Below are 13,069 nucleotides of genomic sequence, written 5' to 3' on the forward strand. Positions count from 1 at the left end.
AGCCGTTGTCGCGGGGTTGCGCTGGCCATCCGCGCGACCCCGCCGCCATGCGCGCCAAAAAACTAACCTTCTCGCGAGCCTCGACAGCGCCGCAGCGAGACCTTAGGCGTCACCCCATGAAGCTGATCATCGGCAACCGTTCCTATTCGAGCTGGTCCCTGCGCGGGTGGCTTGCGGCCCGCCAGTCCGGTCTTGCGTTCGAGACAGAGGTGGTCCCGCTCTATGGCGAAGGCTGGGACGAGGCGAAGCGCACCTTTCCCGAACTGGCGCCCTCACAAGGCAAGGTGCCGGTGCTGTGGGACGGCGATGTGGTGGTGTGGGACAGCCTCGCGATCCTCGACTATCTGGCCGACAAGGTAGGGCGCGATCGGTTCTGGCCCAAGGCGGACGACGCCCGTGCAATGGCCCGCGCGCTGGTCGCCGAAATGCATGCGGGCTTTACCGCCTTGCGCAGCGAGCTGCCGTTCAACTTGCGCATCGCGCCGATTGCCAAACCGCTGGGCGATGCCGTGCGCGCCGATGTCGACCGCATCCTCACGCTCTGGGCGCAGGCGCGCGCGCGTTTCGGGCAGGGCGGCCCGTTCCTCTTCGGCACTTTCGGCGCGGCAGACATTTTCTTCGCGCCGGTGGTTGTGCGCTTCCGCCAGTATGGCGTGCCGGTGCCAGGCTTTGCCGCAGCCTACATGGACGCGGTTTGGGACCACGAATGGCTTGAAGCCTGGCGCACCACTGCGGCGGAGGAGACCTGGGCCATCCCCCGGTTCGATGCGGCGGCAATTGTCTGACGGCCATCGCCGCGTTCAGCGGATGCGGTCGCTGGCATAAGGCGTGCCGTCCTTGTGGAAGTAGCCGTCGCCGCTGAACATCATGTCGATATCGGAATAACCGCCGCTGCCGTCGTGATCCCCGGCCGCCACCGCGATCAGCACGCAGTCCGCTGCTGAAACATTGCGCAGACAGTGCCCGTTCTGCTCGCCCGCTGGAAAGCTGGCGCAATCGCCCGCACGCATCAGTCGGACGCCGCTGTCATCGACGAGCTCCGCCTCGCCCGAGAGGATCACGACAAATTCGTCCTCTGCATCGTGCCAATGGCGCTGCGATGACCATGCGCCGGGTTTCAGCACGACATGGCTCACCCTGAGGTGCGTCAGCCCGCCCGGTGGGCCGAGCCGGCGATACCAGCGGCCCTGAACCGGCTCGTTGAACGGTGCGGGATAGCCGGTCCGGTTGGTCTGGGGAATCGCGTCGAGGTCGAGTTTGGGCATGACGGGTCCTTTCTTCGCGGCTGGCTCTGGTCTAACGCCGGATCATGTCCGTTCCTATCGATGTCGTATCGCGCACCGCCGCGCTGATCGAGGCGCCCAGCATTACTCCCGCCACCGGCGCGGTCTTCGATGTGCTCGAAGCGATGCTCACGCCGATGGGCTTTGCGGTGCACCGCTTCCTTGCAGGTGAGCCGCCCGAAGGCCCGGTCGAAAATCTCTTCGCGATCCGGCAGGGCCGGGCCGGTTCGCGCCACTTCGCCTTTGCCGGCCACCTCGATGTGGTGCCCCCGGGCGAGGGCTGGTCGAGCGCCCCGTTCACGGCGGACTTGCGCGATGTGCCCGGCGGCAAAGTGCTCTATGGGCGCGGCGCTGTCGACATGAAGGGCGCGATTGCCGCGATGGTCTGCGCGGTGGAACAGATCCCCGCCGAGGTCGGCACGATCAGTTTCATCATCACCGGCGACGAGGAAGGCCCCGCCAAGTACGGCACCGTCCCGCTCATCGCCCACATGCGCGAAGTGGGCGCGATCCCTGATTTCTGCCTTGTTGGGGAGCCCACTTCGGTTCACCGGCTGGGTGACATGGTCAAGATCGGCCGGCGCGGCTCGGTCAATATCTGGCTCACCGCCAAGGGCGCGCAAGGCCACGTCGCCTATCCGCACCTCGCCGACAATCCGATTCCCCGACTGGTCGCGCTGCTGGCGGAACTTGATGCGATCGTGCTCGATGAAGGCAGCGAATGGTTCCAGCCCTCGAACCTCGAAATCACCGATCTCGAGGTCGGCAACCGCGCCACCAACGTGATTCCGGCCGAAGCCCGCGCGCGGCTTTCGATCCGCTACAACGATCACCACACCGGTCAGGCGCTGGTTGACCGTGTCACCGAGATCGCCGCAAGGCACGGCACCGAAGTGCGCGCCTCCCTGCATGGCGAAGCGTTCATCACGCTCCCCGGCGTGCAGTCAGCGCTGGTTGCGGCGGCGGTCAAGGCGGAGACCGGCATCGATCCCGAGCTTTCCACGACCGGCGGCACATCAGACGCCCGCTTCCTGCGCGCGCTCTGCCCGGTGATCGAATTCGGCCTCACCAACGCGACGATGCACAAGACCGATGAAGCCGTCGCTGTGGAGGACCTCGAGGTCCTCGTCCGCATCTACCGGCGCATTGCGGAGGCGGCGCTGGCATGAAGACATACCGCACGGCCGCGGCGCTCCTCGCCATCGCCTGCATGCTGGCCGCGCCGCTCGCCGCCACTGCGAAGCCCGCGCGTTCGCAAACGGAGCGCAACCGCGCCGTGATCACCGCCTTTGCGGCGCTGTTCTACGGCCAGCGCGATGTGCGCGGCGCGTTCGAGCGCTATGTCTCGCCCGATTACATCCAGCACAACGCCAATATCCTCGACGGGCGCGAGGCCGCGATTGCCGCGCTCGAACCGATGTTTCGGCAGGAAGGCTCGCGCTTCGAGATCAAGCGGATCGTGGTCGATGGCGATATGGCCGTGATCCACCTTCATGGCCGCGCCGGCGCGCAGGGCAAGGGCGGCACCGTGGCCGATATCTATCGCCTGAGGCGCGGGAAGATCGTCGAGCACTGGGACATCCTGCAGCCTATCGCCGACAAGCCGCTGAACCCCCACGCCTATTTCTGATCGCTCAGCGCGCTTTCCTGAGCACGATGTAGACCGCGCCGTCGCCGCCATGGCGCGGCTGGGCGGGGCGGACCGAGGCGATCCGCCCGGCATGCGGGCTCGCCGCCAGCCAGTCGAGCAGCTTGGCGCGAATCGCCCCGCGCTTTTCGCCCCTCAGGTCATTCTCGGGCACCGGGCGGTGCTTTCCCGCGATCAGCAGGATCACCCGCGCGCCCATCGCCAGCGCCTGCGCGATGCCGCCGTTCAGCCGCTCGTGCGCCAAGGCCAGCGTCAGGCCGTGGAGGTCGATCGTCACATCGGGCTGGAGCGGGCCCCGCGTCAGCTTGCGGTCCCAGCTGGAATCGAGCCCGCCGCTGGTGAGCGGGCGCACGGGCGTTGCTGCCGGAACCGGCTCCGGCTTGGGTGGCGGGACGCGGCCTTTCACCCGCTTCGGTACCGGAGACGGGGCCTCGCTCGGCACGGTTGCCACGGGCGCAGGGACGGGGCGCTTGGGATGCAGCGGCGTCACCGTCGCGGCAACGCGCCGCCACAGCGCGGCTTCATCCGGGCTCAGCCCGCGCGGAGGCGCTCTCATTGCCCGTTCAGCCGGGCCAGCGTGCCCTTTGGCAGGAGGATCAGCGCTTGCCCCTGCGCGCGCATCCCGCCCGCGATGGTGCGCGCCTCGGCGCCGGCACCCCAGAAGCTGTCGAAGCGATTGGGCCCCTTGATCGCACCGCCGGTATCCTGCGCCACCCAGAGGCCCCCAATATTCTGACCACCGCTGCCGCTGTCGCCCTGCAGCCAGACCGGCGCGCCAAGCGGCACGAAGGCCGGGTCTGCCGCCACAGTCGTGCGCGGGGCAATCGGCACACCGAGCGCACCGACGGTGTCCGGCCCGGTCCGCTCGCGGAAGAACACATAGCTCTGGTTCTGACGCATCAGCGCGGCGCCCTCGGCCGGATGCTCGCGGATATAGCGCAGGATGCCCTGCATCGAGCCGGGATACTGACCCGGTCCGCTGCCGATCAGCCCTTGCGTGCGCATCACGCCGCCGATGCCGGTATAGGGATAGCCATTCTGCCCCGCGAAGCCGATCCGTATCACCGTGCCATCGGGCGCGCGAAGGCGGCCTGATCCCTGCACCTGCAGGAAGAACAGCTCCGCCCGGTCCGCCACCCAGCCTATTTCCAGCCCCCGCCCCGCCAGCGCGCCGTTCTCGATCGCGGTCCGGTCGTAGTAGGGCACAAAGCGCCCGGTCTCGTCGTAGCGCCCCAGCGGCTGGGTTCCATCGGGCAGCGGCGCCGCGTCGCCCGGCCGCGCACGAACGAGATCGGGCGGCAGGCCATAGACCGGCACGTCGAAGCCCGGCTGGCGCATGCGCACCCCGGCAATCTCCGGTTCGTAGTAGCCCGTGACCAGCGCCTCGCCGCGCGCGACGGTCGCGGTTTCGAAGTAGCGGGTGAAGAAGCCCCGGGCGTCCTCCAGCGGCCAACCGGCTGCTGCGGCGCAAGCGGGAGCCCAGTCTTCGGGACGGGTCAGGCCGCTGGTGTCGGTGCGCCGCGTCAGGCGCGGGCAGCTCGTGACAAAGGCAGCCAGCGCCGCACGCGCATTGCTATCGCTGAAGCCGAGCCCCGCCGTCACCGGCCCGCGGTGCGTGCCGACCAGCGCGGCGTTGGGGGCCATCGGCGGCACCGGGGGTACCGGCGCGCCTTGCGGGATCAGCGGAATGCAGCCGGAAAGAAAAGCGGGTGCCAGTATGGCAAGCCAGGCCAGCTTGCCGGCCCGTCCTGCCCACCATACCGCCACGGGAGTTCAACCCTCGTCGGTCTCGTCGACAACCCAGTCCGGATCGCGCGACGTAAGATCGCGCGAGAAGGTCCAGATGTCGCGGGTCTCGATCGCATCGTCGAGCGACCCTGCAACCACGGCGCCGCTCGCATCGCGGGTGACGGAGGCCACATCGGCGACGAAGCTGACCGTGATGCGCGCCCGCGGCGCGGCGTAGCTTGCATCGACGATGCGCGCTTCCTCGATGCGGATCAGCTTGGCCGTGATTGCTTCACCGGCCTCGGCCCGTGCGTCGATCGCTGCGGCAAAGCCGGCATAGACGTCGCTGTCGCACAGCTGCGAAAGCTCTTCCTTGTCGCCGCGCCAGAAGGCTTCGAGCACCATGCCATAGGCACCGCGCGCACCGGCGAGGAACTGGCCGACGTCAAAGCGGCGGTCTGCGCCAACGATGGCGCGGATGCCCGCTTCGGCGCGGGAATCAAGCTGGTGGTCCTGCGGCAGCGGCAGTGCGCGGGGAGCGCCGGTGGTCTTTTCCGGCAGGCGCGGCTGCAGGCTGCGCGGCGCGCTAGCCGGATCGGGCTGCTCCACCCGGCGGCGCAGCGGCTCGTCGTTCTGCTCGGGGCGGCGCCCCAGAACGGCATAGAGTCGCAGGCCCAGGAATGCTGCGATCATCGCGAGAATCACAATTTCAACAATCACAAGGCCACATCCTGCTCAATCAGGGCGGGTGCGGGGCCTGCGGGGTCCCGTTCACCGCCAACACTTCATCGTGCCCTATGTGGTTACGAAATACAAATGAACAACGCGTGGACGGCACACGGTTTGCCCCCCTGAGGCGGTTTTTCGCCTGCCTCTAGGTGCACTTCGGCGCTGGCGGTGCAGGCAGGCGCGGCGCGCGAGCGCGATTGCCCCGCCTTGCGGCAGGTGCTAGGCGGCCCGCCAACCGTTTCCGCACCGTTCCATTCCATCCGCACGAAAGCACGATCATGGCCGAAGAAGGCGATATCATCACCCCGCTCGATCTCGACGCGAACTCTCCCGCCCCCAACGGTGAGGACACGAGCCCCGCGATTGGCCTGATCTCGCAGTACATCAAGGATCTCTCGGTCGAGAACCCCAACGCGCCTGACAGCTACGCGTGGACCGATGCCCCGGAAGTCTCGATCGATTTCAACATCGGCGCCCGCCCGCTGGGTCCCGATATCCACGAGATCGAGATGAAGATCACCGCCACTTCGAAGTCGCCGCAGGGCACGATGTATGTGGTCGAGCTGCTCTACGGCGCCCTCATCGGCATGCGCAACGTGACCGACGAGCAGGCCCATCCGTTCCTCTTCGCCGAAGGCCCGCGCCTCGTGTTCCCCTTCGCCCGACGCATCATTTCCGATGCCGTGCGCGATGCGGGCTATCCGCCGCTGCTGCTCGAGCCGATCGATTTCAACGGTCTCTACCTCCAGCAGCTTCAGGCCCGCCAGGCCGAGGAACTGGCCGCCGGCACTGCCGGTCAGGCCTGATCCGGCCGGTTTCATGGCCCGGCAAACCATGAACCTGCTGCCATGAACCTGCTGAAGGCAACCGGCACGATCGGCGGGCTCACGCTCGCCAGCCGTGTGCTCGGCCTCGTGCGCGACAGCCTGTTTGCCCGCTACGTGGGCGCAGGCTTCGCGTCCGATGCCTTCCTCGTTGCCTTTCGCCTGCCCAACATGTTCCGCGCGCTCTTCGCCGAGGGAGCGTTTGCCGCCGCCTTCATTCCGATGTTCAACCGCAAGGTCGGTGATCCGGAAGGGCAAGGCCTCCCCGATGGGCTCGATTTTGCGGAGCGCGCGCTCGCCGTGCTGCTGCCCGTGCTCGTCGCGATGACCGTGCTGCTCGAGGTGTTTGCGTGGCCGGTCACGCTGGTCCTCTCGGGCCAGTTCAACGGGGTAAGCCCCGATCAGTTCGCCTTCGCGGTTTCGCTTTCGCGCATGACGATCCCCTATCTCATGCTGATCAGCCTCGTCTCGCTGTGCGGAAGCATCCTCAATTCGCTGCACAAGTTCTGGGTCAATGCGGCGGCGCCGATCCTGCTCAACCTCACGCTGATCGCCGCGCTGCTGCTGTTTCATTCCGCCGATCCGATGATCACTGCGCGCAACCAGGCCATCGGAGTATCGGTTTCGGGTGCGTTCCAGCTCGCCTGGCTGGTCTGGGCCTGCCGCCGCGCCGGGGTCCGCCTGCGCCTGCGCCTGCCCCGGCTCGATGCCGACGTGAAGCGCCTGATGGCGCTGATCTGGCCGGCCGCTGCCGGCGCGGGAGCGGTGCAGATCAACCTCGTCATCTCCACCGCGCTTGCCGCCTCGCTCCTCGCGCATGGTTCGGTGACGTACATCTACATGGCGGACCGGCTGAACCAGCTGCCACTCGGCCTCATCGGCATCGGGCTCGGCACCGTGCTGCTCCCCACGATTTCGCGCCAGCTTGGCGGCGGGGATGAGGCGGGCGCGATGGAAACACAGAACCGCGGGCTCGAGCTTGCGCTTCTCCTCACGCTGCCCGCTACCGTCGCACTGGTGCTCTGCGGCGAGCCCATCGCCGCGGCGCTGTTCGGCTATGGCCGCTTCACGCCGCAGGACGCGCATTTCACCGCGCAGGCGCTCGCCGCCTTCTCGATCGGGCTGCCGAGCTACATCCTCGTGAAAGTGCTCACCCCCGGCTATTACGCGCGGCAGGATACGGTCACCCCGGTGCGCTACGCCACGATCTCGATGGGCGTGAACCTCGCGCTCAATCTCTTGCTGATCGTGCCGCTGCAGCACATGGGCCCGCCGCTCGCTACCGCGATTGCCTCCACCGTGAACGTCCTGATGCTCTACCGCACCCTCGTGGCGCGCGGGCAGTTCACCACCGATGCGCGCCTCCGCCGCCGTGCGCCGCGCCTTGCGCTGGCCGCCCTCGCGATGGGCGCGGTGCTGTGGGCCGGGCAGGGCCTGCTGATGCCCTATGTCCACGGTACATGGTTCGTGCGGTTCCTCACGCTCACCGTGCTGGTTTCGGCGGGCAGCCTCGTCTATGGGCTCAGCGCCATCCTGCTGGGCGCGTTCTCGCGGGATGATCTCAAACTGCTCCTGCGGCGCAGGGGCACGACCAAACAATAGCGAGCCAAGTCCATGCGTATCGTCTCGGGCATCCAGCCCACCGGCAATCTTCACCTCGGCAACTATCTGGGCGCGATCCGGAACTGGGTGGCGATGCAGGACGAATGGACCGCGCAGGGGCACGAATGCCTCTATTTCCTGGCCGATCTCCACGCGATCTCGATGCCGCATGTACCTGCCGAACTTCGCGCCGGAACGCGCGAAATGGTCGCAGCGCTTGTTGCCTGCGGGATCGATCCGAAGCGCTCCATCCTGTTCAACCAGACGCAAGTCCCCGCCCATGCGGAGCTGCAGTGGCTGCTCAACGGCACCGCCCGCATGGGCTGGCTGAACCGCATGACGCAGTGGAAGGACAAGGCGGGCAAGAACCGCGAAGGCGCCAGCGTGGCCCTGTTCACCTATCCGGTGCTGCAGGCGGCTGACGTGCTGCTCTATCAGGCGACCCACGTGCCGGTGGGCGAGGACCAGAAGCAGCATCTCGAACTCGCGCGCGATATCGCGCAGAAGTTCAACAACGACTTCGCATCCGAGGCCGATCCGGTGTTCACGCTGCCCGAGCCGATCATCCCGCCCGAAGCCGCGCGGATCATGAGCCTGCGCGATGGCAGCGCCAAGATGTCGAAGTCCGATCCCTCCGACATGAGCCGCATCAACCTCACCGACGATACCGATGCGATCATGCAGAAGGTGCGCAAGGCCAAGACCGATCCCGAACCGCTCCCGAGCGAGGCCGGCGGCCTTGAAGGGCGCCCCGAAGCAGCAAACCTCGTTGGCATCTATGCTGCGATGGCGGGGATCAGCCAGGCCGAAGTCCTCTCGCGGTTCGGCGGACAGGGCTTCGGCGCGTTCAAGCCGGCGCTCGGTGAACTGCTGATCGAAAAGCTCGCCCCGATCACCGCGCGCTACCGCGATCTGCGCAGCGATACCGCCGCGCTCGATGCGATCCTCGCCGATGGGGCGGCGCGGGCGCGCGCGCTGGCTGCACCGACTCTGGCGCGTGCCTATGGCGCACTCGGGCTGCTCAGGGGTTAACCGCTGTTGCTGTGTTGGCGATGTGATGCGGGGGTGTAACAAATTGCATCACATTGCCGCTCAGACGCACGAACCGCCCGGAAACACGGGGATTTTGCCTTCTTGTTCAAGGGCCATTCAGCACCTGACGCGCAACCTTTTCCCATGCTACCAATGCAGCGGTGCTGGCTGACAGGGGAGCTGGTCCCGCACCAAGGAGTTGCCGGATATGAACCTTAATTCCATGCGCAACCGCTTCGCCATGCTGGCAGCACCCCTGCTGCTGGCGCTCGGCGGCTGCGCCACCCCCTTCAATGCCAATGTCTCGCGGTTTCAGGCCGAACTGCCGGCGCCCGCCGGGCAGAGCTTCGCAATTGTCCCGCAGGATCCGCGCAACGCGGGTGGTCTCGAATTTGCGCAATATGCCAGCCTTGTCGCGGCGCAGCTGCAGAAGGTGGGCTATGTGCCCGCTGCCAGCCCGCAGGCCGCGGATCTCGTCGTCCAGTTCGACTACGGTGTCGACAAGGGGCGTGACAAGCTGCGCACCACCGGCTTCGGCGATCCCTACTGGGGCGGCTGGTATGGTCCGGGCTGGGGCCCGGGCTTCGGCGGTTGGGGCGGCTGGGGTGGCGGCTGGGGCCGCCGCGGCTTCGGTGGGCCTTGGGGCTACGGCTTCTATGATCCGTTCTTCTACGGCGGCGGCGGCTACAACAACGTCGATGTGGTCACGGTCTACACCAGCGGGATCGACATGAAGATCGATCGCCGCGCCGATGGCAAGCGCCTGTTCGAAGGCAAGGCCGAAGCGGCCTCCACCTCGAACCGCCTGCCCTATCTCGTGCCCAATCTGGTCGAGGCGATGTTCACCGGCTTCCCCGGCCACAACGGCGAGACGGTGAAGATCTCGATCGCGCCGGAAAAGAAGAAGAAGGGCTGAACCCGGCGCGGTTCGGCTCAGCCGGGGAGCGCCGCGAGGCCCCCGGTCGAGCCGAACCCGCCCGCCCCGCGCGCGGTTTCATCGAGTTCCTCGACTTCGAGCCAGCTTGCCTGCGTGACTGGCGCCAACACAAGCTGCGCCACGCGGTCACCCCGGCGGATCGAGAACGTCTCCGCACCGAGGTTGATCATGATGACCTTCAATTCGCCGCGATAGTCGCTGTCGATCGTCCCTGGCGTATTGGGCACGGTGATGCCGTGCTTGAGCGCCAGCCCCGAGCGTGGGCGCACCTGGATCTCGAAGCCTTCGGGGATCGCCATGGCGAGCCCTGTCGCGACGGCATGGCGCGCGCCGGGGGCGAGGTCGACGTCCTCCGCCGAAACCACGTCCATCCCCGCCGCGCCGCTGGTGGCATAGGCGGGCAGCGGCAGGTCGTCGTTGCCTGGCAGGCGCTTGACCATCACGGGAACCGGGTCAGGCAAGTGCATCGGCAATCCTTTCGACGAGCGCGGCAGCGACCGCGTCCTTGGGCATCTCGGGCAGGCTCTCGACTCCGTCCGCGCGCACGATGTGCACCGCGTTGAGGTGCCCGCCCATGACGTCTCCCGAAACGTCGTTCGCCACGATCCAGTCCGCGCCTTTCCTGGCGAGCTTGGCCTGCGCGTGGGGCACCACGTTCTCGGTCTCGGCGGCAAAGCCCACCAGCAGGCGCGGGCGGTCGGGCGAAGCGCCCAGCCGTGCCAGAATATCCGGATTCTCCGTCAGGTGGAGCGGCGGAATAACGCCCGAGCCATCTTTCTTGAGCTTCTGATCAGCTTCGCTGGCCACCCGCCAGTCCGCCACTGCCGCGACCATCACCGCCGCATCGGCAGGTAGCGCTGCCGCTACGGCAGCGGCCATATCGCGCGCAGTCTCGACATCGACGCGGGTCACCCCCGGCGGCGTCGGCAGGCTCACCGGCCCTGCGACCAGCGTCACCCGCGCGCCCATCCGTGCAGCCGCTGCAGCAATGGCGAAACCCTGCTTCCCGCTGGAGCGATTGGCGATGTAGCGCACCGGATCGATCGGCTCATGCGTCGGCCCGGCTGTCACCAGCACATGCTTGCCCGCCAACGGACCGGTGGCCACGCCGCCCAGCTTCGCGGCAATCGCGGCGAGAATGGCGGGCGGCTCGGGCAGGCGGCCGGCTCCGAATTCGCCGCAGGCCATCGGCCCCTCGTCGGGCTCCATCACCTCGATGCCGTCGGCGCGCAGCGTCGCCACGTTGCGCCGCGTCGCGGGGTGTTCCCACATCCGCACATTCATCGCCGGCACCGCGAGCACCGGCTTGTCGGTCGCGAGCAGCAGCGTTGTCGCCAGATCGTTGGCGATCCCGCCTGCCATGCGCGCCATGAGGTCCGCCGTCGCCGGGCAGACCACCACCAGATCGGCTTGCCGCGAAAGCTGGATGTGGCCCATCTTCGCCTCGGCATCGAGATCCCAAAGCGTCGTGTGGACCTCGTTCTCGCTCAGCGCCGCCAGCGTCATCGGCGTCACGAAATGGCTGCCGCCTTCGGTCAGCACGCAGGTCACCGCGCCGCCCTCACGCCGGATCAGGCGCACCAGCTCGCTGGCCTTGTAGGCCGCGATGCCGCCGCCGATGATGAGAAGGATGCGCTTGCCCTGCATGGCCGCGCTTGTGCAATGCCGGGCTGCGCCGCGCAATCCTTTTGCTGCGCCGCCCTTGCGTCGGCGCCCCGGCTGGCCCACGCTGGAACAAACACAAGGAAAACCAGCGATGCGCCTGATCCTGACCGCCCTGATCTTCCTCGTCGGGATGTTCGATCTCTCGATGGCAGGCTCCTTCCTGCTCACCCCGCAATCGACCGCTGCGGGTCCGGTCTTCGGCATCGCCCCCATCGGCACTGCCGGCCTCTCGACCATTCGCGGCGACATGACCTCGTTCTTCGGCGTCGGCGCGGTCTGCATGATGTGGGGTGCCTGGCGGCGCAATGCGGACTTGCTGCTCGTGCCCGCCATGCTGTTCGGCACGACCCTCGCGGGCCGGGCGCTCAACCTCGCCGTCGTCGGCGCCTATCCCGGCTGGGCGTTGCCGATGGCGGCCGAGGCCGGCCATGTCGTCCTGGCGCTGGCGGCGTGGCGCCTGCTGCCGCATCACAGGATTGCCGAAATCGCCGGTTAGGCGGCAACCGCCCCCGCCGCACGGCGCTTGCCCGCCAGCTTCAGCACCAGCTTCTGCGCCGGCCGCTCGAACCAGCGGTGCGAGGCAAAGCCCGCCAGCACACTCGCGCCCACGAAGAACAGCAGGAACGCAGGCTGCCGCGCAATCCCGCGCGATCCCAGCGCGCTGTCGATCAGCAGCACCAGCGCGAGCTGGATCGGGAAGTGCCAGAGGTAGACCCCGTAGGATGCGTCGCCGAGGTGCCGCGCCGCCGCCAGCCGGTCGCTGCGGTCGGCGGTGTCGATCGCGAGCACCGCGAACAGCGCGGCAAACGTGCCCGCCAGCGTCGCCGCATCGCTCCAGTGCAGCTTGAGCCCCAGCCACAGCGCCGCCGCGGTCAGCACCGCCGCCAGCGCCGCGAGCAGCCCTGCACGCAGCCCGCCCTTCAGCGCCGCGCCATAGACCGCCGCGCCGCCGAAGAAATAGCCGATGCAGGTGAACACCGGACCGTCCGGCGCCTTCAGGAAGAACAGCGCGAGCGCCATCACCGCCGCCGTCAGCGCCAGCATCGTGGGCGAACGGCGCAGCCCCGGCAGCAGCAGCCAGAACGCGGCATAGGCCAGGATTTCGGTCGAAAGCGACCACGAAGGCCCGTTGAACGATTGGTCTGCTTGCCAGCCCCAGTAATGCGCCAGCCCCAGGCTCAGCGCGAAGTGCTTCGCATCCTGATGGTGGTAGATGAATTCGGTGCCGTTCGCCCCGCTGTAGGCCGCCTGCATCACCGCGACGAGGCCGAGCGTCAGCAGGTGCAGCGGCCAGAGCCGCGCCACCCGCGCCAGCCAGAACCGCCCCCGCGCGCCTTCGTCGGCGAGGTAGACGTGCGCGAAGACAAAGCCCGAGACCGCCCAGAAGTATTGCACCGCGACGTGGCCGTAATCGAACAGCCACCACAGCTCGTCGTAGAGCGGCGAGACCTTCGCCCGATTCACATGGAACTGATAGTCCACCGGCGGCACGAAAAAGTGCTGGTAGTGCCAGAACAGCACCGCACACGCCGCGAGCAGGCGCGAAAGGTCAAGCGCATTGAAATGCCGCTTGGGCAGGCGCAGGCCGGGCAGGGGAGGGCTCTTGCCCATCCTCAGTTTC

15 protein-coding genes are annotated in these 13,069 nt (G+C 67.7%); 8 read left to right on the forward strand and 7 right to left on the reverse strand.

Translation table 11 applies throughout. From position 1 onward, the window contains the following. Positions 1-116: 116 nt before the first annotated feature. Entirely contained in the window at positions 117-785 is a 669-nt protein-coding gene (locus Q0082_RS04600) for a glutathione S-transferase family protein (RefSeq protein ID WP_298190440.1), read from the forward strand. A 15-nt stretch (positions 786-800) separates the two neighbouring features. Here Q0082_RS04600 and Q0082_RS04605 read toward each other — a convergent pair whose 3' ends face one another. Further along, positions 801-1,265, reverse strand: a complete 465-nt coding sequence (locus Q0082_RS04605; protein WP_298190442.1) for a cupin domain-containing protein — start codon at positions 1,263-1,265, stop codon at positions 801-803. Between the two features lie 44 nt (positions 1,266-1,309). Between Q0082_RS04605 and dapE the strand changes: the two genes are divergently transcribed. Together dapE and Q0082_RS04615 are read left to right on the forward strand one after the other, a co-directional pair. Next, positions 1,310-2,452, forward strand: coding sequence for a succinyl-diaminopimelate desuccinylase (gene dapE, locus Q0082_RS04610; protein WP_298190444.1), 1,143 nt, complete (start codon positions 1,310-1,312; stop codon positions 2,450-2,452). Beyond that, on the forward strand, positions 2,449-2,913 hold the full coding sequence (locus Q0082_RS04615) for a nuclear transport factor 2 family protein (protein WP_298190446.1): 465 nt from the start codon (positions 2,449-2,451) through the stop codon (positions 2,911-2,913). The genes dapE and Q0082_RS04615 overlap by 4 nt, the downstream gene beginning before the upstream one ends. Before the next feature lie 4 nt (positions 2,914-2,917). On the opposite strand, the gene Q0082_RS04620 is transcribed toward Q0082_RS04615, so the two are convergent. The 3 genes from Q0082_RS04620 to Q0082_RS04630 are packed head-to-tail and all read right to left on the reverse strand — an operon-like array spanning position 2,918 to position 5,379. After that, positions 2,918-3,487 carry a Smr/MutS family protein gene (locus tag Q0082_RS04620; protein ID WP_298190448.1) on the reverse strand — a complete coding sequence of 190 codons (570 nt, stop codon included), beginning with the start codon at positions 3,485-3,487 and terminating at the stop codon, positions 2,918-2,920. Next, positions 3,484-4,698: an MltA domain-containing protein gene (locus Q0082_RS04625; protein WP_298190449.1), complete on the reverse strand. Its 1,215-nt coding sequence runs from the start codon at positions 4,696-4,698 to the stop codon at positions 3,484-3,486. The genes Q0082_RS04620 and Q0082_RS04625 overlap by 4 nt, the downstream gene beginning before the upstream one ends. 6 nt (positions 4,699-4,704) lie before the next feature. Continuing rightward, the gene (locus Q0082_RS04630) at positions 4,705-5,379 is read right to left on the reverse strand and encodes a Tim44/TimA family putative adaptor protein (RefSeq protein ID WP_298190451.1); all 675 of its coding nucleotides are present in this window, start codon (positions 5,377-5,379) and stop codon (positions 4,705-4,707) included. A 287-nt stretch (positions 5,380-5,666) separates the two neighbouring features. Here Q0082_RS04630 and secB point away from each other — a divergent pair, with 287 nt between their 5' ends. The 4 genes from secB to Q0082_RS04650 all read left to right on the forward strand — a co-directional run bounded on the left by secB (position 5,667) and on the right by Q0082_RS04650 (position 9,762). Beyond that, positions 5,667-6,194, forward strand: coding sequence for a protein-export chaperone SecB (gene secB, locus Q0082_RS04635; protein ID WP_298190453.1), 528 nt, complete (start codon positions 5,667-5,669; stop codon positions 6,192-6,194). 42 nt (positions 6,195-6,236) lie between these two features. Beyond that, positions 6,237-7,814, forward strand: a complete 1,578-nt coding sequence (murJ, locus tag Q0082_RS04640) for a murein biosynthesis integral membrane protein MurJ (protein WP_298190455.1) — start codon at positions 6,237-6,239, stop codon at positions 7,812-7,814. 12 nt (positions 7,815-7,826) lie between these two features. After that, positions 7,827-8,846 carry a tryptophan--tRNA ligase gene (trpS, locus tag Q0082_RS04645; RefSeq protein WP_298190457.1) on the forward strand — a complete coding sequence of 340 codons (1,020 nt, stop codon included), beginning with the start codon at positions 7,827-7,829 and terminating at the stop codon, positions 8,844-8,846. 208 nt (positions 8,847-9,054) lie between these two features. After that, the gene (locus tag Q0082_RS04650) at positions 9,055-9,762 is read left to right on the forward strand and encodes a DUF4136 domain-containing protein (protein WP_298190459.1); all 708 of its coding nucleotides are present in this window, start codon (positions 9,055-9,057) and stop codon (positions 9,760-9,762) included. Positions 9,763-9,779: 17 nt separating this feature from the next. On the opposite strand, the gene dut is transcribed toward Q0082_RS04650, so the two are convergent. Both dut and coaBC read right to left on the reverse strand, forming a co-directional pair. Continuing rightward, positions 9,780-10,250: a dUTP diphosphatase gene (dut, locus tag Q0082_RS04655; RefSeq protein WP_298190461.1), complete on the reverse strand. Its 471-nt coding sequence runs from the start codon at positions 10,248-10,250 to the stop codon at positions 9,780-9,782. After that, complete coding sequence (gene coaBC, locus Q0082_RS04660) at positions 10,237-11,430, reverse strand: bifunctional phosphopantothenoylcysteine decarboxylase/phosphopantothenate--cysteine ligase CoaBC (protein ID WP_298190463.1); 1,194 nt, start codon at positions 11,428-11,430, stop codon at positions 10,237-10,239. The genes dut and coaBC overlap by 14 nt, the downstream gene beginning before the upstream one ends. Before the next feature lie 109 nt (positions 11,431-11,539). Between coaBC and Q0082_RS04665 the strand changes: the two genes are divergently transcribed. Then, entirely contained in the window at positions 11,540-11,944 is a 405-nt protein-coding gene (locus tag Q0082_RS04665; RefSeq protein WP_298190465.1) for a hypothetical protein, read from the forward strand. On the opposite strand, the gene Q0082_RS04670 is transcribed toward Q0082_RS04665, so the two are convergent. After that, positions 11,941-13,059 carry an acyltransferase gene (locus tag Q0082_RS04670; protein WP_298190467.1) on the reverse strand — a complete coding sequence of 373 codons (1,119 nt, stop codon included), beginning with the start codon at positions 13,057-13,059 and terminating at the stop codon, positions 11,941-11,943. The two genes, Q0082_RS04665 and Q0082_RS04670, sit on opposite strands and share 4 nt — an antisense overlap. Positions 13,060-13,069: the final 10 nt, after the last annotated feature.

This window comes from Novosphingobium sp., assembly GCF_027489515.1.
In the GTDB taxonomy this organism is placed as follows: domain Bacteria; phylum Pseudomonadota; class Alphaproteobacteria; order Sphingomonadales; family Sphingomonadaceae; genus Novosphingobium.

What these genes read in the sequence shown, in the direction of transcription:
- Q0082_RS04600 (WP_298190440.1), top strand. Translation starts at nt 117, where the DNA reads ATGAAGCTGATCATCGGCAACCGTTCCTATTCGAGCTGGTCCCTGCGC.
- Q0082_RS04605 (WP_298190442.1), bottom strand. Translation starts at nt 1,265, where the DNA reads ATGCCCAAACTCGACCTCGACGCGATTCCCCAGACCAACCGGACCGGC.
- dapE (WP_298190444.1), top strand. Translation starts at nt 1,310, where the DNA reads ATGTCCGTTCCTATCGATGTCGTATCGCGCACCGCCGCGCTGATCGAG.
- Q0082_RS04615 (WP_298190446.1), top strand. Translation starts at nt 2,449, where the DNA reads ATGAAGACATACCGCACGGCCGCGGCGCTCCTCGCCATCGCCTGCATG.
- Q0082_RS04620 (WP_298190448.1), bottom strand. Translation starts at nt 3,487, where the DNA reads ATGAGAGCGCCTCCGCGCGGGCTGAGCCCGGATGAAGCCGCGCTGTGG.
- secB (WP_298190453.1), top strand. Translation starts at nt 5,667, where the DNA reads ATGGCCGAAGAAGGCGATATCATCACCCCGCTCGATCTCGACGCGAAC.
- murJ (WP_298190455.1), top strand. Translation starts at nt 6,237, where the DNA reads ATGAACCTGCTGAAGGCAACCGGCACGATCGGCGGGCTCACGCTCGCC.
- trpS (WP_298190457.1), top strand. Translation starts at nt 7,827, where the DNA reads ATGCGTATCGTCTCGGGCATCCAGCCCACCGGCAATCTTCACCTCGGC.
- Q0082_RS04650 (WP_298190459.1), top strand. Translation starts at nt 9,055, where the DNA reads ATGAACCTTAATTCCATGCGCAACCGCTTCGCCATGCTGGCAGCACCC.
- dut (WP_298190461.1), bottom strand. Translation starts at nt 10,250, where the DNA reads ATGCACTTGCCTGACCCGGTTCCCGTGATGGTCAAGCGCCTGCCAGGC.
- coaBC (WP_298190463.1), bottom strand. Translation starts at nt 11,430, where the DNA reads ATGCAGGGCAAGCGCATCCTTCTCATCATCGGCGGCGGCATCGCGGCC.
- Q0082_RS04665 (WP_298190465.1), top strand. Translation starts at nt 11,540, where the DNA reads ATGCGCCTGATCCTGACCGCCCTGATCTTCCTCGTCGGGATGTTCGAT.
- Q0082_RS04670 (WP_298190467.1), bottom strand. Translation starts at nt 13,059, where the DNA reads ATGGGCAAGAGCCCTCCCCTGCCCGGCCTGCGCCTGCCCAAGCGGCAT.